We start from the raw sequence: 17,685 nt of genomic DNA, 5'->3' as shown, positions 1-17,685 counted from the left end.
GATCATAAATATTTTTTTATTCTTAACGGGACTTTGTTGGATAAGCCCAACTTTTTCATTTGATCAGCATAAATCATGTAATTTTTTCTGGCTTGACCTATATTTTTTAAAGCTAAATAAGCATCCGCTCGATTTAAGTAAGCCACAGTTCTATTCGGATCTAATTTTATGACATGGTTTAACAATCTTAATGAAGCATCATCATAACCCAATTGATAAAGGAAAAATGCAGAATCGTTTAGTTCTGCTGCATCCTGTTTTCTATAGGTAGATAATTGGCAATCAATGCTCCCAACAATTTGCTGTATCTCAGAAACATCTCTTTTATTGAGTTGCTTTAACTGTTCCGTAGCTAAGTAGTGAAAGTAGTTAACCCCATCTTTTCCCCCACCAATATCAGCCATCCAAACCGGTGTATGACTTTGTTTATCCCATTGTCCACTGCAACTGTTAGAAATCATGCTGGGTATGGTATCTAAAATCACGTTTCGGTTTTGATCAACAATAAGACACTGCGTCATTTCAGTTTCAGATGCATCCAAGATTGCAGCATAGTTGTATTGATTATTTTTATAAGCATCAATGGTTAAGAAAAAAAGCGTGCTATTAGCTTGTAACGCTTTCAATGGTGATCCCGTACAATTTTTATAGTGCTGTATGTCTAAATTTGCAAAAGCTGCGCAGCTCACCCAGCAGAGTGAAAAAACCATTAATTTAATGCTTCGCATACCAAAATTCACCCTGTTTAGTTTGCTTTTATTCTAGAATAAACCAGATCTTCACGTTTTTCAGATGCCTAGTTCAGATGAACAAACCAATACAGCATGCTCTACCAAAATTGAAAGCTCGATTCATTGCCAGCCTAATCTTTTACCTCAAAATGAATCAATTTCAATATCGTGGTTTGACGTCTGGTGAAATCGAAATGGCACGCCCTGTCTTTGGCGATCTTATCGATTATGCACAAATAAAGATTTTTAATATTCCCTACCTACCTTGGCAACCTACTAATATTTTTATGGCACCCAATGGCAATCTATTTGTGCATCAGAAATACTTTAGCCCTGACTATTCAACATGCTCCACATCCTTGCAGGGAATCTTTATTCACGAACTAGCGCATATTTTACAGTTTCAGCAAGGAATCAATGTGGTTGTTAAAGGTGCAATCCTTCAAGTTGGCTATTACCTCAGTTTTAAGCAATACAATCCATATCGATATCAATTTATAAAAAACAAAGCCTTTTCTAGTTATAACATCGAACAACAAGGTGATATTGCACGAGATGTGTTTTTCCACAAAATCCCCAACATTATTCTAAAAAATAAAAAAGCCCTGTAAGTTTTAACTACAGAGCTTTTTAAGTAAGCATTGTGCAAGAAAAATTATGCAGCAGTGCCTTTTTGAGTTTCAGTATTAAGTTCATGACTATCATCCATATCAGTCGTAAAATCTACACGCATCGCATCCTTAACAATGGTACCAATACGCCCAACACCAATAGCGAATACCAAGGCGATTACAGGCAATAAAATTGTTGAAGTCATAATTTCGCACCTCTTTATTTAAAATGACTATTTAAAAACTAGGTTAGGCCTGCTGATCTTGTTCGCGAAACATTACTGTTCCAATACGACCAACAACCACAGCTAAACCAAAAGCAATTACCGGAAATAATAAAACTGACATCGTTCGTTACCTCATCAAAAATGAATCAAAATTTAATGATCAATTAAACTTGTTGATCTTTTTCTTGGAACATTACTGTACCCACACGACCAACGACTACAGCCAAACCAAATGCAATTACAGGAAATAATAAAACTGACATTGTTGTTACCTCTTCATTTTACGTGCCTGGTTACACTTGATGAGTATCAAAGTGCACATCCGTTCACATTAATTAGGATAATAGCAGTGCACAAATGTACACTCAAGTGTCGCAAAGATATTCCCGATAAACGGTATAAAAAACACACAATACAATTTCAAACCATTGAAAAATAACATTTTTTAAAAAAGTACACCTGTTTTAAATATTTTTTAAATGTAAAGTAAAAGCCTAAAGTTGTTCTTTTTTCTCAATTTTTTATTGTTTGTTGATCTTGTAATTAGGGTGTCATGCTTACATGCGAAAATGACATGAAAAAAACTTTATATGACTCTATTCAATTTATTTATAATCATGCACCATAATCACGCAAACATTGAGAAATGTTGCTGTTTTATACAGAAAAACTTGTTATTTTTACGCAGAAAAATGTGCATTTAGTATATATTAGTAAACTTGTCATTTTTGTTTAAGATATAAAATGTTTGGCGCCATGATATACACTTGTTTTAAATAATTATACCCATATAAATCAACAGCTTGTATATCAGAACTTGTTAAGACTTAGGATTAGGTTTGAATGAAAAATTTTAAAGTTGCCCTTGCTCAATTCTCTCCGCACATTGGCAATATTGATGCAAATACTCAAAAGATGGTTGAGCAAGCAAATTTAGCGAAACAACAACAGGCTGATTTGATCATCTTCCCTGAACTTTCTACGCTTGGTTACCCTGCTGAAGACCTATTACTCCGCCCAAATCTACAAAAGCGCACTCAAAAAGCGTTTGCCCAATTAAGCGAAGTAAAAGATATCTTGATGGTATTCGGTTTTGTGCACCAAACTGAGGATGGTCATCGCTATAACTCTGCTGCTGTCATGAAAGACGGGCAAGTTTTAGGTGTTTATAACAAACAAAACCTGCCAAATTATGGCGTGTTCGATGAGAAACGCTATTTCCAAGAAGGTCATCAACATCTTGTTTTTGAATATCTAGGCCATAAATTCGGTGTCTTGATTTGTGAAGATGTTTGGTCACTGAATACCGTTAAACAACTCAGTCAATTGAATGTTGAAACAGTTCTGGTCTTAAATGCTTCACCGTATGAAGTGGGCAAACCACAACACCGCATTCAAACCCTCAATGAACTTGCAAAACAATTGAGTCTAAATATTGTCTATGTCAACCAAGTGGGTGGACAAGACGACCTTATTTTTGATGGTTCAAGCTTTGTCAGCAATAATAGCGGCCAACTTGCACTGCAAGTACCAAGCTTTCAAGAAGCGCTTGCTTACGCTGAATATGATGCAGAACAAAAACAGTTCAAAGCAACTGATGCGATTCCTACATTAGAAACTTTTGCCGAGATTTATCAAGCCTTAGTGATGGCAACACGTGACTACGTGCAACGCTCTGGCTTCCCAGGTGTGATTCTTGGCTTATCTGGCGGAATCGATTCAGCTTTAACATTGGCCATTGCGGTTGATGCCATTGGTGCAGATAAAGTACAAGCTGTGATGATGCCCTATACCTACACCTCACAAATGAGTGTAGAAGACGCAACTGAACAAGCACGTCGTATGGGCGTCACCTTTGGTATTGCCGAGATTCACCCAATCGTAAATAGCTTCATGCAAACCTTGTTCCCATTCTTTGGTAATACCCCTGCTGATGCAACTGAAGAAAATTTACAAGCACGTACTCGCGGTACTTTACTGATGGGTTTATCTAATAAATTTGGTAATCTCGTGCTATCTACAGGCAACAAGTCTGAAATCTCGGTAGGCTATTGCACCCTCTATGGCGATATGGTTGGTGGTTTTTCAGTGCTGAAAGACGTGTATAAAACCATTGTATTTGAATTAGCAAAATACCGTAACACGCTTGAAGAAACACCTGTGATTCCAGAGCGTGTGATTACTCGTCCACCATCAGCAGAACTTCGTCCAGATCAAAAAGACCAAGATTCATTACCTGCTTATGATGTACTTGATGCCATCTTATATGCTTATATTGAAGAAGATCTCAGCCAAGCAGATATTATCGCCAAAGGCTACGAAGCTGAAGTGGTCGAAAAAGTCATTCGCTTGGTAGATCGTAATGAATACAAGCGTCGTCAGGGCGCGATTGGACCACGTATTAGTTCACGTGCCTTCAGTCGTGAGCGACGCTACCCGATCGTCAATGGATGGACCGCGAATGACTGAAAAAATTGTTTCTGAAAAGTCACAATTACTTGCTCAAGCTTTAATGCTTGAGCAAGTTTCATTTTATAAAAATCAACTCACCACTCAACTTTCTGCTGATTTTTTCCAGCAATTTATTCAACTTTTTCTCCAACATGCACCTAATATTCAGCTCAAGGAAGTGGTTGAATTAGAACAAATTCAGGCGGTTGTAAAACGCTATGCATTTGAAATGCAACTCGGTGCAGGTCTATTAGAATTTATTGGAGAAATTGCACAAAGACTGCATGTCTTTTCTTTACAGTCATCTGCACAGTTACAAGACGTATTCTCAGATCACCAGTTTGAAATGTGGCTATCCAAGTTTTTAGAGCTGGAAAATATTCGCCATTATTTAAATCAGTTTTTAAAAGAAAGCCCTTCGATTCAGCAGTTGTGCCAATACATCGCCACCACAACACTACAAAACAAATTACCAAAATTATTTGCTCAGTCAGATGAAGCGCATATTTCTGAAAGCAAATACGAATGGCAACAAAAACTAAAAAGCTTTTCGCATCGCCAACAGCAGCGTATTGAACAAAAGATTGAAGAAAGTATTGGTCGATTCATTCAAGAACAACTAGTTGATCTCAGCTTGCTTTCAAATGATGACCTTGAGAGCCTTGCGCGCAATATCTGGGACGACAACAAAGCCCAGCCTTTATCTGAATATACCAAGCAAGTCACGCCACTGGATGTGGAAGAATTCTTTGTGATGATCTATGAGTATTGGAAAGAGTTACGCCAATCCTCTTTTATACAAGATCTAATCTTATACGGCGTGAAAGTGTTTTATGACTTCTATAAAGATGAAAGTTTGGAAGATGTTTTTGCTGCAATCGGTATAGAAGAAACAGATCTACTCAATGAAGCGGTACGCTTCTATCCTAAAGTCGTGGTGGCTTTAGATGAACATGATGTACTCGAGCCGATCATTACCCTCATTTTAAAACCGTTTTATGAAAGTCCTCAAACTTTAGCGACCATCGAAAAACATTTATAAAAAACAAAGCCTGTAAATAAATGAGTTATTTACAGGCTTTTGCACATCTGATGAATTATTTTTACGTAATAAGCAGATAAAAAGAAACCACGCAGGAGCGTGGTTTTTAAAATGGTGGCTATGACGAGACTTGAACTTGTGACCCCCGCATTATGAGTGCGGTGCTCTAACCAACTGAGCTACATAGCCGTAAACTGTGTGCGCATTATCTAGTTTTCGATTCAGTTGGTCAAGTCTATGACCTTGAAAATATAGAACATATGAACAGTTTTTATGCTATCAGCCATCAATTGATCAAATTTCAACAGATCTCTGCTACAACGACAAAATTGAGTCATGAATGAGCTTTTATTCAATTAAAAATAACCAGAGAACCTAGTGTCAAAAGATTGTTTTGAAGATTACAAAAACTACAGACAAAAAGAGACCACGCAGGAGCGTGGTCTATAAAATGGTGGCTATGACGAGACTTGAACTTGTGACCCCCGCATTATGAGTGCGGTGCTCTAACCAACTGAGCTACATAGCCGAAAACTGTGGGCGCATTATCTTAACTTTCAATACACACGTCAAGCACAATTTTAAAAAATTTGAGAAGTGGGCCTATAAGCCGGGTTCTGTCGAGGACGATCATTCCTCTAGGCGTACAATCACTCATACGCTCAAGCGACCTACCCGAATCCAGCACGGGCCGTGCCTCAGGATTCCTATTTGGTCTTGCTTCTGGTGGGGTTTACCTTGCCGTGAACTGTTACCAGACACGCGGTGCGCTCTTACCGCACCCTTTCACCCTTACCTCACGAATGAGGCGGTCTACTCTCTGCTGCACTTGCCGTCGGCTTTCGCCGCCCAGGCGTTACCTGGCACCTTGCCCTATGAAGCCCGGACTTTCCTCCCCTGTTTCAGTCACGGAGACCTCCACAGCAGCGACCGTCCAGCCCACTTCGTGGCGCATCTTATCAAAGATCGATGTTAATTGCTCGCATTTTTTTGCCCAGTTAACTTTTTGTATTTCGCCATCAAGTCATCATGCGATTCGACATGTTGCGGATCGAGCGGAATACAATCAACGGGACAAAACAACTGACACTGTGGCTGATCATGATGACCGATGCATTCTGTACAGAGTGCAGGATCGATCTCATAAATCAGCTCACCCATATAAATGGCTTCATTGGGACAAACAGGTTCACAGACATCACAGTTAATGCATTCATCTGTAATATATAAAGACACGCTACCAACCTTGTTGATGTTTACGTTCAAAGGCCTCAACCACAATGGCAGGCACAAATTTGGTCACATCACCTTTTAAACGAGCAATTTCTCTTACCAATGTTGATGAGATAAATGAATATTGCTCAGAGGGAGTTAAAAAGACTGATTCAAAATGTGGATCAAGTTGACGGTTCATATTCGCCAGTTGAAATTCATATTCAAAATCAGAAATTGCTCTTAAACCACGGAGTACGGCTGTTGCACGCTGTTCTCGGAAGAAATTAACCAGTAAACCATCAAAACCAACAAACTCAACATTGGTCAAATGACTCAATGATGCTTTGGCTAATTCAACACGCTCTTCTAAACTAAACACAGGATTTTTATGATGACCAATCGCGATTGCAACCACAACTTCATCAAACATTTTTGATGCTCTTGCAACCAAATCAACATGTCCATTGGTAATTGGATCGAAAGTCCCCGGATAAATCACACGTGTTTTAGACATGCGTTGTACTCTAGTTAATGAGATAAGGAGCGTATTTTAACAAATCTTGGCTCTAAACGCGAAATTCCTAAACATTGGAAAAAGGTTGCGTTTTACGGCACAATAGCTGTAATTGTGGAAGTTTAGATTATGGCGCAAGCAACAGTTGTAAAAAAACATAATGGTGGCACGATTGCTCAAAATAAAAGAGCGCGTCACGATTACTTTATCGAAGAAAAATTTGAAGCAGGCATGTCCCTCCAAGGCTGGGAAGTAAAGTCTTTGCGTGCAGGACGTATGACCCTCACTGAAAGCTATGTGATTTTTAAAAATGGCGAAGCTTTTTTGCTGGGCTCACAAATTCAGCCCTTATTGTCTGCATCAACCCATGTCGTTCCAGAAGCAACACGTACGCGTAAGTTGCTACTCTCTCGTCGTGAGCTAGAAAAGCTTTTGGGTGCAGTGAATCAAAAAGGCTATTCATGTGTGCCGTTGGCTTGTTACTGGAAAGGCCGTTTGGTTAAGTTGGAAATTGCGCTGGTGAAAGGTAAGCAATTACACGACAAACGTGCCACAGAAAAAGACCGTGATTGGCAACGTGATAAATCTCGTCTGCTGTATAAATAAAAAAAACCTCCAATTATTGGAGGTTTTTTTTCGTTCAAGATTAAACTGGGATATGTGTCAATCTTAATTCAGCTAAATATTTTCCGAACTTGCGTGCAGTTTCCAAATCACCTTCAGGTGGAGTAATTTCAACACTGGCATTATCTGACTGAGTCATTAAGCCCAGAAAGCTCGACATACGGTTAATATCTAAAGCGCTTCTTCCCGTTGGCATAAATGGCAAACCAGCCCACACCATGCCATGTTGCATCGCAAATAAGTTAATCTGCTGCAATACCGCCAATTTGTCGCCACTAAGACCGCCACCATTGGTAAAACCAGCAGCCAGTTTGCCTTGCCATGCCCGCGCCAACCAGCGTTTAGACGAATCTTCCATAAACTGTTTCAATGCAGCTGTGAGACTGCCCATATAGGTTGGACAACCAATAACTATCACATCTGCTTGGTCTAATAAGTCCCACTGTGGCGCAGCCACAGAAATGAGATGCACCTCTGCACCTGCCTGCTCGGCACCCTGAGTAATATATTGCGCAACTTTGGCTGTATGCCCATAAGGACTGTGATAAACCACACAAACTTTAACTTGGGGAATAATTTGCTCAATAACAGACATGGAGAATTTTAAAAACCAATGAATTAGATCAAGTTTAACATTTTCACTACGACATGGCGAATCAACAACACAAGGGATGCAATTTATTGCATGAATACAAAAGTTGCCATTCGTCCTGTTTTTGTATCACGACGATAAGAAAAATAATCTTCGGCTTGTTGATAAGAGCACTGATCTCCGCCAAAAACAGTTTCCACGCCCAAACGGTTTAAAATAAAGCGAGCAATCGCATAAAGATCCGCATGATATTTACCCATCACTTGGCCAGCAACAAAAGCTGTTTCTAGTTCAGGATATTTTTCACAAAATGCAGCTTTAACTTCTGCGCCTATTTCAAAACACGGTTGGCTAATTGCTGCACCTAGCCATGCCCAAGCAGGCTGAGACCGCATTTCAATGACAGTATTTTCAATAATCCCATTGGCTAAACCACGCCAACCAGCATGCAAATTGGCAACCTCAGTCCCTTCGGCATTGCCCAAGACTACAGGCAGGCAATCAGCTGTCATCATCATTAAAGCATGGCCTGCTTTTTGCGTAACCAAGCCATCGCCTTCAAGCGCAATAAATGGAATTTGTTCATTTACGGTATGACAAATCGTGCTATGGGTTTGCGTCATCCATGTGATTTTATCTACACCAAATATAGATAACTGATTCAACAAGACCATACGATGCTGTTGAACACGTTGTGCATCATCATTGACATGCAAAGCCAGATTAAATCCAGACAGATTTTCATTTGATGTTGCAATAGTTTGAGGATGTTCAATTCGTGTTTGCCCAACATAAATACCTTTAGGCAGACCTTGTATAAATTCCATAAAATCCCTCCCAACCTCCCTTTTCAAAGGGAGGAGCTGAATAAATCATCCTTTATTAAAAAGGAACTTTACTTAATAGGCTTCATTTTCACTACGGAGGACTTCAAGCAACTGAGTAAAATCCTCAGGCCAAGGCGCTTCAAACATCATTTCTTCACCTGTACGCGGATGTACCAAACCGAGTTTGGCTGCATGCAGCGCTTGACGCTTAAAGCTACGTAACTTATCAGTTAATGTTTCTGATGCGCCTGCTGGGAAACGTACACGATTGACATAAACAGGATCGCCAACCAAACCATGCCCAAGATAGCTAAAGTGCACACGAATTTGATGGGTACGCCCTGTTTCAAGTTGTGCCTGAATACGGGTAAAGTCACGGAAGCGTTCTTTCACATTATAATGTGTTACCGCATCACGCCCACCCGGTAAGATCGCCATTTTGACACGGTCTACAGGATGACGCTTAATCGGTTCATCAATGGTGCCACCCGCAATGACATTACCATACACAACTAAATCATAAACGCGATAAACGGTTTTCTTGGCTAACTGCTTGCTCAGAGAAAATTGAGCTTCCAGATTTTTTGCAACCACCAATAGGCCACTGGTGTCTTTATCAATACGGTGTACCAAGCCTGCACGAGACAGCTCTGCCAATTTTGGCGCATGATAAAGTAACGCATTCACTAAGGTTCCAGTTGGATTGCCTGCGCCTGGATGAACGACCATCCCCACTTCTTTATTGATTACAATAATATCGTCATCTTCATAGACAATATTTAATGGAATATTTTCAGGTTGGCTTGAAGTTTGTGTCTCAAGTTCAACTTCAAGCGTAAGCAGCTCATTGCCTTCACAACGGTACTTCGGTTTAACAATGTTACCATTTACCAACAGATGACCGTCTTTCATCCATTGCTTGAGTTTTTCACGAGAAAACTCGCTCCAAACCAATGCGGCAACCTGATCAATACGTTGACCTAAATAGTTTTCATCAAGTTGAATTTGCAACGATAAACGTGTTGCAGTTGAGTCGGAATTATGATTATCTGCATCCACAGAATCTTCGAGTAAGAAATCTGTTTCAGAGATGTTTGAATTGGAAGATTGTGCTGAAGTCATTTGATGATCGGTACAAAAATGGTTTAATAGCACCATTGTAGCTCATTGCCCAGAATAACAGAGGAGTTTTTATGTCGCTACCACGTTATAAAATTACGGTGCTTGCACTATCTTTAGGTGTAGCGTCTGCATTTGTGGGCTGTAGCAGCAATCCAAGTAAGAAAGATGTGGTGGATAAAGGACCACAATCAAGTGAACAAGTTTATTTTGAAAAAGCAATAAAATCGCTTGAACGCAATCAATATACCGATGCAGTAAAGTCACTTGAAGCTTTAGACACGTACTATCCAACTGGGCAATATACGCAACAAGCTCAACTTGAGCTGCTTTATGCAAAATTCAAGCAAAAAGATTATGAAGGTACGATTGCACTTGCAGATCGTTTCATTCGATTAAATCCTCAACATCCAAATGTTGATTATGCCTACTATGTTCGTGGCGTAGCCAACATGGAAATGAATTACGACAGTTTGATTCGCTATACTTCTTTACAGCAATCTCACCGTGATGTGAGCTATGTCAAAGTTGCTTATCAAAACTTCGTGGAACTGATTCGTCGCTTCCCAAGTAGCCAATATTCGGTTGATGCTGCACAGCGTATGAAGTTTATTGGTCAAGAATTGGCTGAAAGCGAAATGAACGCAGCGCGTTTCAACATTGAACGCAAAGCATGGCTTGCTGCTGCTGAACGTGCACAATGGGTGATTGAACACTATCCGCAAACATCACAAACGCCTGAAGCATTAGCGACTTTAGCTTACAGCTATCAAAAACTTGGCGATAATGCGACCTCTCAGCAATATATTGATATCTTAAAACTCAACTATCCAAATCTCGTAAAATCGAATGGTGAAGTGAATTTACGTGCTGCACGTAAAGAAGGTAGTTGGGTGAATCGCGCAACTTTAGGTTTGTTGGGTCGCGAATCTAAAACGGTTCAAACGAAAAAAGATGAAGTAAGCAGCGATACTGAACAACGCAGCTTAACCAACCGTTTAAGCTTCGGTTTGTTTGATAAACCTGAAACTGAACAAGCCACACCTGCTCCAGTGGTAGCACCTGAAGCACCAGCAGCAACCACGGAAAATAAACCGAGTTGGAAAAACCGTTTAAGCTTTGGCCTACTCGATAAGCCAGAAGCGAGCAATACATCTGAGGACGATGCTGCAAACTAATTTGCAATCATCTGATACATCAAACAGGCAAGTCTCCCTTGCCTGTTTTTTATTTTATGCAACAATGATTCCTGACATTTTGCAGTGCAACAATGTTCTACTCCCGGTCTTAAATGGTTAAACACACATGGCAATTCCACAACATACGATTGATCAAATTTTAGATCGAACCGACATTGTCGATCTGATCGGTCAACGTGTGAAGTTAAAAAAGACGGGACGTACTTATTCGGGTTGCTGTCCTTTCCATCAGGAAAAGTCACCCTCATTCCATGTTTATCGAGATAAGCAGTACTATCATTGCTTCGGTTGCCAAGCCAATGGCAATGCCATTCGCTTTTTGATGGACATTGACAGTCGTAACTTTGTCGATGTAATGAAAGATTTATCTAATCAGACAGGCATCGAATTACCCAAAGATAATCACGACAATAAAAAATTATCCTATAAACGCAGCCCACAACAGGCTGTAGCTCCGCAAATCACACAAACCCCGCAAGAGCAATCAACAGCACCAGCTCCTTCTATCCAGGAAGCGCTGGACGATCATTTTGTTGATATGGATCACTATATGGATGATCCTTTTGCGCAGTTTGATCCTTCATTTAACATTCAAGAACAAGTACAAGAAGGTAATCTCTACGACTTGTTAGAAAATGTCGCCCAATTTTATGAACGCCAACTCCCTAATAGTCAAAAGGCACAAAACTATTTCAAACAACGTGGGTTATCCCCACAAACCATTCAATTTTGGCGTTTGGGTTATGCCCCCGAAGACTGGCAACATTTAGAAAAAGCCTTCCCACAAGATATTGAAGGTTTAAAACAACTGGGCTTAATTCGTTCCAGTGATAGCGGTCGAGATTTCGATTTATTGCGTGAGCGTGTCATCTTCCCGATTCGCGATCATAAAGGCCGTGTGGTGGGTTTTGGTGGTCGTGCCTTAAACGATGAGATTAAACCCAAATATATCAACTCGCCTGATTCAGAAGTGTTCCATAAGAATCAATTGCTTTATGGCTTATATGAAGGCCGTAAACTCAAAGCCAATGACTGGTTGATGGTCGAAGGTTATATGGACGTGATTGCCTTGCAGCAATATGGCATCAATGGTGCTGTAGCGACATTGGGAACAGCCAGTAATGCCGATCATTTAACCACGCTATTTAAACAGAATTCTCGAATTACCATCGCCTTTGATGGAGATGCCGCAGGACAGAAAGCGGCACGACGCACCTTGGAAATTGCGTTACCATTACTTAATGATGGGCGTGAACTAAAATTCTTTGTGCTTCCGAATGAGCACGATCCAGACTCCCTGATTCGTCGTGAAGGCTTAGAAAATTTCCAAAAATTATTACAGCAAGCACCACTGTTATCAGACTTTGTGTTTGCCCATTTAACAGGACAACATGACGTCAGTACACCCGAAGGTAAAAGTCTGGTCATGGGTGAACTGCGTGAATTGACAGAATTATTACCCAAACATGGCTCATTCCGTTATCTGCTGAGTCAGTCTTTCCGTGAAAAACTCGGTCTAGGCAAACGCTTCACGCCACAAATCAGTCATGATGCCTCTTTATCTTTTAATATTCAGACCAAAGATGAAGATTTTGCGGTAGCAATTCTGATGCATCATCCCTTCCTGTATATTCATTTTGAAGAGCTACGCGCGGTGATTGATCAAAATGAATTATTGGCGAAGATTTTAGCGGCACTGAATATTGTATTTGATGATCTTCCTGATGATCAGGAACTTGCAACCTATTATGTGCTGGGCGCTTGTAGTAGTTATAGCCATGAACTGGCGGATATTATGCAGCGTACCAATATCCAATCCTTAACCCAAGCACCTGAAGTTGCCGATAAACTTGCAAAAGAATATGCGCTAGGGCTACAAGAGAAGTATTTGCGCTTAAAACTCAAATCGCCAATTTCTTTAATTGAATCGCGTAATTTACGTCAACAACTGAATGAATTGACCAAACAGATTAGTTTGCGTTTATTGTCTTAATTGTCCATTACTGGCGTGGCTTACGCTCATGTTCAAACACATCTTGTAGATGTTGCTGTAGCCATTCAAAGTAATCTGGATTTTCAGCCTTAGCTGCTTCTCTAAGTAAAATTGAGGTTGGGTGCATCAACTTTTGGGTCAAGCGATGTGCAAACTCTTGTAAGACCTGTTCAGCAGTATTTCCATGTTGCAACGATTCTAAAGCATGCGCCAATTCTTTTTGACTCACTTCTTCACTGTGCTGGCGATAGGCTTGTATAGTTCCACTCGCCTCTTTAACCTTTTGCTGAGTCATCAATTGGGTCGCCAATTGATTGACCATAATCTCAGCTTCAACAGCTGCCTGACGACGTTGCGCTAGGTTTTCATCAATTACACTTTGTAAGTCATCAACACCATACAAATACACGTTATCCAATGATTCCACTTTCGGATCAATGTCACGCGGAACAGCTAAATCGACCATCAACATTTGTTGATAGCGACGCTTTTTCAATGCAGCTTTAACGTCTGAATATTCAATCACTTGATGCAAACTACCTGTACAGCTAGAGACGACATCCGCTCTATGCAAGTTTTGTGCAAGCTCAGCAAAGGGAATAATTTCCACATCAACTTGATGGGCAATTTCTTGTGCCAACAGATCTGCACGTTCGCGGCTACGGTTACAAATCAGGATTTTAGCAACCCCCATTTCGGCCAAATGTTTGGCAACCAAGGTGTTCATCTCGCCTGCCGCGACCACCATCACTGTGAGTTTTTCAGTGTGGCTAAACACTTGTGAGGCCAGTTGCGCAACCGCATAACCCATTGAAACGGCATGACTTCCTACCGAGGTTTCAGAACGGACGCGCTTTGCTGCATAAAACGCATATTCAAAGACACTATTCAATTCAGGCGAAACAGTTTCTGCATCTTTTGACAGCGCCAATGCACTTTTCACTTGCCCTAAAATTTGCGGCTCACCCAGCATCAGCGAGTCTAAACCACTGGCAACACGCATTAAATGTGTAACCGCTTGGGCATTTTCGTAACGATAAACATGATGAATTAACTGTTTTACATCAATATTATTCACTTGGGCCAGCCAACTCAGGACGCTATCCGCATCTTCAGTCATGGCATACACTTCGGTACGATTGCAGGTCGACACCACCACTAAATCATTCAGTGATGCATGTTGGTTTTGTTCAAGCAATAGCGCAGCTAATCGCTCTGCATTGAAAGCAATTTGTTCGCGAAGTTCAACAGAGGCTGTTTGATGGTTGACGCCCAATGCAAAGAAAGACATATCAGATCATCATTTCGCTAAATTTATGTTATTGTGCAACATCGGTGTCATAAAAAGCATTACTTTGGATCAATAAAAATTGCGTCAGCTATATCGCCGTACCCTTTTTAGCGGCAAGACGATTAGACGGTATTCTACCACAATCTTGTTGTTAGGTAGCATGAGCTCTTATGTCTCTGCACAAGCAATACACGACATGTATGCAGATAAGAGCTTTGAGCATGCACTGCAACAGAGCATGATTGCTGAATTTTCTCTTGCTTATGACGATATTGCAACGGCACTCCATAATTATACTGTGCTTGCGATTCGTAGTAACTCAACCACCATTAAACAACGTGCTTTAGACATTGCTTTAGAATACAATGACTTACAAGCTGCTTTAAATATTGCCACGCATTGGGTTGAACAAGAACCCAAAGATGTTCCAGCCCTGTTCTATTTGTCTCATATCGCGTTAAAAACACATGAATATGAGTTAGCAGCCAAGACGCTGGATAAGATTCTCAATATTGATCCTACTGCCGATCTTGAACAGATTTTGGCGGGTATTGCACCTGAACAGGCACAAGATCGTGAGATTCTACTCAATGCGCTCCGTGCCAGTGAGGAGCGCAACAATCCCTCTATTCTCGCTTTAATTGCAGGTTTAGAAGCGCAAGATGGTTTGTATGAACAAGCACTGAATAATATTAATCGTGCGTTACGCAAACGTTCAAAATCAACCAGTTTCATTTTAATGAAAGCTAATTTATTGATGGCTTTGCGCAATGATGAGGAAACTCAAAAATGGTTTGCTCAAGCCAGTCGCAAAAATAAGAATAATATTGATGTACGAATGGCGGAAGCGCGCTATTACATTCAAATTAATCAGCAACAAGAAGCCTTGGATAAACTTGAAGATATTATTAAAGACCATCCCAAGGCAGAAGAAGCTCTTTTTATTGCAGGCTTGACCAGTATTGACTTAAAGCAATACGAAAAAGCCGAACAATATCTGGTTGAACTGCGCTCATCGGCAAAATACCAAAATGAGGCTTATTATTACCTTGCGATCAATGCACAACGTAAACAACATTATGAAACTGCAAAAGCATACTATCGCCTAGTCGATGGTAGTTTATATATCGTTTCTCGACGCAATATGATTGCGATCTTTGAAAAACAAGGTCAACTGAATGATGCCTTACGCTTCTTGACCCAAGAACGGGTGAATTATCCACAACATGCCAGTTTCTTATATCAAGCACAAGCCGATATTTTAAAGAAGATGGATAATAAAAAAGCAGCTCTTGCTTTACTGGATGAAGCGATTAAGAGTTTGCCAGATGATCCAGAATTGATCTATGCCGAAGTATTATTACTCGATCCATATACCGATCGAGATAAATTAGACAGAACATTAAAGCAACTCTTAATAATTGAGCCCAATAGCCCAACCTATCTCAATGCTTATGCCTATACACTGGCACTACAAAACCGTCGCCTTAAAGAAGCACGTAAATATGCAGAACTAGCGTTAGATTTTGCCCCAGAACAGGCATCTATCCTAGACACCTTAGGCTATATCGCCTTTTTACAAAATGATTTCGATACCGCATCCAAAGTCTTGGGCCAAGCGTATTCGCTGAGTGAGAATGTCAATATTGGTATTCGTTATGCTAAAGCCTTATATATGCAAGGCGCACTCACGCAATTTAGCGAGGTGTTACAGCAATTGAAACAAAAACATGCCAATGCCCCACAATTACAACAACTTGATAGCTTAATCTTACCCATCACCGTAAAAAAGAGTTAAATTCATGCGCTTGTTTTCAAAATTATGCATCACCGTTTGTAGTAGTAGCGTTCTATTTTTAACTGGTTGCCAACATTTAAGTCAGCCAAATAAAGTGATTGCATCACCACAAGTTCAAGATGAAAATAATTTTAGCTTACAAGGTAAAATCGGTGTCCGCACACCACAACAATCTGGCAGTGCTTTTTTCACATGGGTTCAACAACAGGATCAGTTTGATATTGAACTCACTGGAATTTTAGGGGTTGGTAAAACCCAGATCGAAGGTAAACCAGGTGAAGTGACATTAAACAGTGCCAAAACAGGTCTAATTACGGCTGAAACACCTGAAGAATTATTAGAGAAAGCAACCGGTTGGCAAGCACCGATTATGCATCTCGCTTATTGGGTACAAGCTAAGCCTGCGACTCAAGATGCACAAGTTAATAAAGATGAAAGTAATCGTCTAAAGCAGTTAGTTGAAGATGGCTGGACGGTTGATTTTAGCTATAACGATGCGCAAACCCTTCCCAATAAACTTTTATTGAAGCAAGCACTTGCCGATAACAAAGAAAACCGTATTACAATGGTGATTCAAAACCGATGATTTAGATTGTTTTTATGATTAGAGTGCCTTCCCCTGCTAAATTGAACTTGTTTCTGCATATTACAGGTCATCGTGACAATGGTTATCATGAATTACAGACTATTTTTCAACTGATTGATCTATATGACTGGATGACTTTTGAGCAATGCTCAGAGCAAATCATTCAAATTGAGGGTCTGAACGAAGTCACTCTTGAACAAAACTTAATCTATCGTGCTGCACAGCTACTCAAACCACATGCAAAAAAAATCTGTGGGCTAACTATCAGCATTGAAAAAAATATTCCAATGGGTGCTGGTCTCGGTGGTGGTTCATCCAATGCAGCAACCACACTGATTGTACTGAATCAGCTCTGGCAATGCGGCTTAAATGAACAGCAATTAGCCGATTATGGCGTACAGCTTGGAGCGGATGTTCCGATCTTTGTTTTAGGTCGTAATGCATGGGCTGAAGGCATCGGTGAACATTTATCATTCATAGACTTAGCTCAAAAAAAATTCATAATCTTAAAACCTGACTGTTTTATCAGCACTCAACAGCTTTTTTCACAAAAAACATTGACAAGAGATTCTAAGATCACTACATTTTGCGCCTATCAGTTACAACCTTCTAATTTTGGAAATAACTTTGAACCTCTGGCTCGACAGTTATACCCTGAAGTAGATGAAGCAATGCAATATTTAGATCAATTTGGTCTAGCAAAGCTTACAGGTACAGGTGCTTGTGTTTTTACTGAAGTAACCGATGAAATGGATATAGAGCAAATTTTGCAAAACGCGCCTTGTAAAGCTTACTTGGTCAACAGTTTAGCAGAATCACCTCTAAGACATTTTGAAGTTACCTGTTAGGGGCGTCGCCAAGTGGT

Annotated in this window: 17 protein-coding genes, 2 tRNA genes and 1 other RNA gene; 9 read left to right on the top strand and 11 right to left on the bottom strand. The window is 40.3% G+C overall.

Annotated features, from left to right (window positions below):
• Nucleotides 1-2 precede the first annotated feature (2 nt).
• Nucleotides 3-728, bottom strand: coding sequence for a tetratricopeptide repeat protein (locus tag A7P54_RS09700; protein ID WP_171549438.1), 726 nt, complete (start codon nt 726-728; stop codon nt 3-5).
• Between the two features lie 77 nt (nt 729-805).
• On the opposite strand from A7P54_RS09700, the gene A7P54_RS09695 reads away from it, so the two are divergent.
• Nucleotides 806-1,342: a hypothetical protein gene (locus A7P54_RS09695; protein WP_005321396.1), complete on the top strand. Its 537-nt coding sequence runs from the start codon at nt 806-808 to the stop codon at nt 1,340-1,342.
• A 44-nt stretch (nt 1,343-1,386) separates the two neighbouring features.
• On the opposite strand, the gene A7P54_RS09690 is transcribed toward A7P54_RS09695, so the two are convergent.
• Complete coding sequence (locus A7P54_RS09690) at nt 1,387-1,548, bottom strand: hypothetical protein (protein ID WP_004805126.1); 162 nt, start codon at nt 1,546-1,548, stop codon at nt 1,387-1,389.
• A gap of 864 nt (nt 1,549-2,412) precedes the next feature.
• On the opposite strand from A7P54_RS09690, the gene A7P54_RS09685 reads away from it, so the two are divergent.
• Nucleotides 2,413-4,038, top strand: a complete 1,626-nt coding sequence (locus A7P54_RS09685; RefSeq protein ID WP_033134440.1) for an NAD+ synthase — start codon at nt 2,413-2,415, stop codon at nt 4,036-4,038.
• Nucleotides 4,031-5,062, top strand: a complete 1,032-nt coding sequence (locus A7P54_RS09680; protein WP_005205467.1) for a hypothetical protein — start codon at nt 4,031-4,033, stop codon at nt 5,060-5,062. Before A7P54_RS09685 ends, A7P54_RS09680 begins: the two co-directional genes overlap by 8 nt.
• Before the next feature lie 112 nt (nt 5,063-5,174).
• Here the strand turns inward: A7P54_RS09680 and A7P54_RS09675 are convergent.
• The 5 genes from A7P54_RS09675 to coaD all read right to left on the bottom strand — a co-directional run bounded on the left by A7P54_RS09675 (nt 5,175) and on the right by coaD (nt 6,791).
• Nucleotides 5,175-5,251 (bottom strand) — tRNA-Met (locus A7P54_RS09675).
• Between the two features lie 263 nt (nt 5,252-5,514).
• A tRNA-Met gene (locus tag A7P54_RS09670) sits at nt 5,515-5,591 on the bottom strand.
• Nucleotides 5,592-5,652: 61 nt separating this feature from the next.
• Nucleotides 5,653-6,008: RNase P RNA component class A (rnpB, locus tag A7P54_RS09665), an RNA gene on the bottom strand.
• A gap of 26 nt (nt 6,009-6,034) precedes the next feature.
• On the bottom strand, nt 6,035-6,298 hold the full coding sequence (locus A7P54_RS09660; RefSeq protein ID WP_004805118.1) for a YfhL family 4Fe-4S dicluster ferredoxin: 264 nt from the start codon (nt 6,296-6,298) through the stop codon (nt 6,035-6,037).
• Nucleotide 6,299: 1 nt separating this feature from the next.
• Complete coding sequence (gene coaD, locus A7P54_RS09655; RefSeq protein ID WP_004805114.1) at nt 6,300-6,791, bottom strand: pantetheine-phosphate adenylyltransferase; 492 nt, start codon at nt 6,789-6,791, stop codon at nt 6,300-6,302.
• Nucleotides 6,792-6,920: 129 nt separating this feature from the next.
• On the opposite strand from coaD, the gene smpB reads away from it, so the two are divergent.
• Complete coding sequence (smpB, locus tag A7P54_RS09650) at nt 6,921-7,397, top strand: SsrA-binding protein SmpB (protein ID WP_005210928.1); 477 nt, start codon at nt 6,921-6,923, stop codon at nt 7,395-7,397.
• A gap of 40 nt (nt 7,398-7,437) precedes the next feature.
• On the opposite strand, the gene A7P54_RS09645 is transcribed toward smpB, so the two are convergent.
• From A7P54_RS09645 to rluD, 3 genes are all read right to left on the bottom strand, one after another.
• Nucleotides 7,438-8,010 carry a flavodoxin family protein gene (locus tag A7P54_RS09645; protein WP_151716560.1) on the bottom strand — a complete coding sequence of 191 codons (573 nt, stop codon included), beginning with the start codon at nt 8,008-8,010 and terminating at the stop codon, nt 7,438-7,440.
• Between the two features lie 83 nt (nt 8,011-8,093).
• On the bottom strand, nt 8,094-8,834 hold the full coding sequence (gene pgeF / locus A7P54_RS09640; protein WP_171549437.1) for a peptidoglycan editing factor PgeF: 741 nt from the start codon (nt 8,832-8,834) through the stop codon (nt 8,094-8,096).
• Nucleotides 8,835-8,906: 72 nt separating this feature from the next.
• Nucleotides 8,907-9,956: a 23S rRNA pseudouridine(1911/1915/1917) synthase RluD gene (gene rluD / locus A7P54_RS09635; RefSeq protein ID WP_026057564.1), complete on the bottom strand. Its 1,050-nt coding sequence runs from the start codon at nt 9,954-9,956 to the stop codon at nt 8,907-8,909.
• A gap of 71 nt (nt 9,957-10,027) precedes the next feature.
• Here rluD and A7P54_RS09630 point away from each other — a divergent pair, with 71 nt between their 5' ends.
• Together A7P54_RS09630 and A7P54_RS09625 are read left to right on the top strand one after the other, a co-directional pair.
• The gene (locus A7P54_RS09630) at nt 10,028-11,131 is read left to right on the top strand and encodes an outer membrane protein assembly factor BamD (protein ID WP_171549436.1); all 1,104 of its coding nucleotides are present in this window, start codon (nt 10,028-10,030) and stop codon (nt 11,129-11,131) included.
• 127 nt (nt 11,132-11,258) lie between these two features.
• Complete coding sequence (locus A7P54_RS09625; RefSeq protein WP_033134437.1) at nt 11,259-13,145, top strand: CHC2 zinc finger domain-containing protein; 1,887 nt, start codon at nt 11,259-11,261, stop codon at nt 13,143-13,145.
• Nucleotides 13,146-13,152: 7 nt separating this feature from the next.
• Here the strand turns inward: A7P54_RS09625 and hemA are convergent, their stop codons facing one another.
• Nucleotides 13,153-14,436: a glutamyl-tRNA reductase gene (hemA, locus tag A7P54_RS09620; RefSeq protein ID WP_004804973.1), complete on the bottom strand. Its 1,284-nt coding sequence runs from the start codon at nt 14,434-14,436 to the stop codon at nt 13,153-13,155.
• Nucleotides 14,437-14,515: 79 nt separating this feature from the next.
• Here hemA and A7P54_RS09615 point away from each other — a divergent pair, with 79 nt between their 5' ends.
• From A7P54_RS09615 to ispE, 3 genes are read left to right on the top strand one after another with little or no spacing between them, the layout of a single operon-like run.
• The gene (locus A7P54_RS09615) at nt 14,516-16,234 is read left to right on the top strand and encodes a tetratricopeptide repeat protein (RefSeq protein ID WP_216077076.1); all 1,719 of its coding nucleotides are present in this window, start codon (nt 14,516-14,518) and stop codon (nt 16,232-16,234) included.
• 4 nt (nt 16,235-16,238) lie between these two features.
• Nucleotides 16,239-16,820 carry a lipoprotein insertase outer membrane protein LolB gene (gene lolB, locus A7P54_RS09610; protein ID WP_171549434.1) on the top strand — a complete coding sequence of 194 codons (582 nt, stop codon included), beginning with the start codon at nt 16,239-16,241 and terminating at the stop codon, nt 16,818-16,820.
• 14 nt (nt 16,821-16,834) lie between these two features.
• Entirely contained in the window at nt 16,835-17,668 is an 834-nt protein-coding gene (gene ispE, locus A7P54_RS09605; protein ID WP_171549433.1) for a 4-(cytidine 5'-diphospho)-2-C-methyl-D-erythritol kinase, read from the top strand.
• Nucleotides 17,669-17,685: the final 17 nt, after the last annotated feature.

Origin of the sequence: Acinetobacter sp. Ac_3412 (assembly GCF_013072675.1) — a bacterium.
Classification (GTDB): Bacteria; Pseudomonadota; Gammaproteobacteria; order Pseudomonadales; family Moraxellaceae; genus Acinetobacter; species Acinetobacter higginsii.
The sequence above is the reverse complement of the archived record's forward strand: the minus strand, read 5'-3'. Positions and strand labels throughout refer to the sequence as shown.

Excerpts from the sequence above, each read along its gene's own strand:
- A7P54_RS09700 (WP_171549438.1), bottom strand. The coding sequence starts at position 728 with ATGCGAAGCATTAAATTAATGGTTTTTTCACTCTGCTGGGTGAGCTGC.
- A7P54_RS09695 (WP_005321396.1), top strand. The coding sequence starts at position 806 with ATGAACAAACCAATACAGCATGCTCTACCAAAATTGAAAGCTCGATTC.
- A7P54_RS09690 (WP_004805126.1), bottom strand. The coding sequence starts at position 1,548 with ATGACTTCAACAATTTTATTGCCTGTAATCGCCTTGGTATTCGCTATT.
- A7P54_RS09685 (WP_033134440.1), top strand. The coding sequence starts at position 2,413 with ATGAAAAATTTTAAAGTTGCCCTTGCTCAATTCTCTCCGCACATTGGC.
- A7P54_RS09680 (WP_005205467.1), top strand. The coding sequence starts at position 4,031 with ATGACTGAAAAAATTGTTTCTGAAAAGTCACAATTACTTGCTCAAGCT.
- coaD (WP_004805114.1), bottom strand. The coding sequence starts at position 6,791 with ATGTCTAAAACACGTGTGATTTATCCGGGGACTTTCGATCCAATTACC.
- smpB (WP_005210928.1), top strand. The coding sequence starts at position 6,921 with ATGGCGCAAGCAACAGTTGTAAAAAAACATAATGGTGGCACGATTGCT.
- A7P54_RS09645 (WP_151716560.1), bottom strand. The coding sequence starts at position 8,010 with ATGTCTGTTATTGAGCAAATTATTCCCCAAGTTAAAGTTTGTGTGGTT.
- pgeF (WP_171549437.1), bottom strand. The coding sequence starts at position 8,834 with ATGGAATTTATACAAGGTCTGCCTAAAGGTATTTATGTTGGGCAAACA.
- rluD (WP_026057564.1), bottom strand. The coding sequence starts at position 9,956 with ATGACTTCAGCACAATCTTCCAATTCAAACATCTCTGAAACAGATTTC.
- A7P54_RS09630 (WP_171549436.1), top strand. The coding sequence starts at position 10,028 with ATGTCGCTACCACGTTATAAAATTACGGTGCTTGCACTATCTTTAGGT.
- A7P54_RS09625 (WP_033134437.1), top strand. The coding sequence starts at position 11,259 with ATGGCAATTCCACAACATACGATTGATCAAATTTTAGATCGAACCGAC.
- hemA (WP_004804973.1), bottom strand. The coding sequence starts at position 14,436 with ATGTCTTTCTTTGCATTGGGCGTCAACCATCAAACAGCCTCTGTTGAA.
- lolB (WP_171549434.1), top strand. The coding sequence starts at position 16,239 with ATGCGCTTGTTTTCAAAATTATGCATCACCGTTTGTAGTAGTAGCGTT.
- ispE (WP_171549433.1), top strand. The coding sequence starts at position 16,835 with ATGATTAGAGTGCCTTCCCCTGCTAAATTGAACTTGTTTCTGCATATT.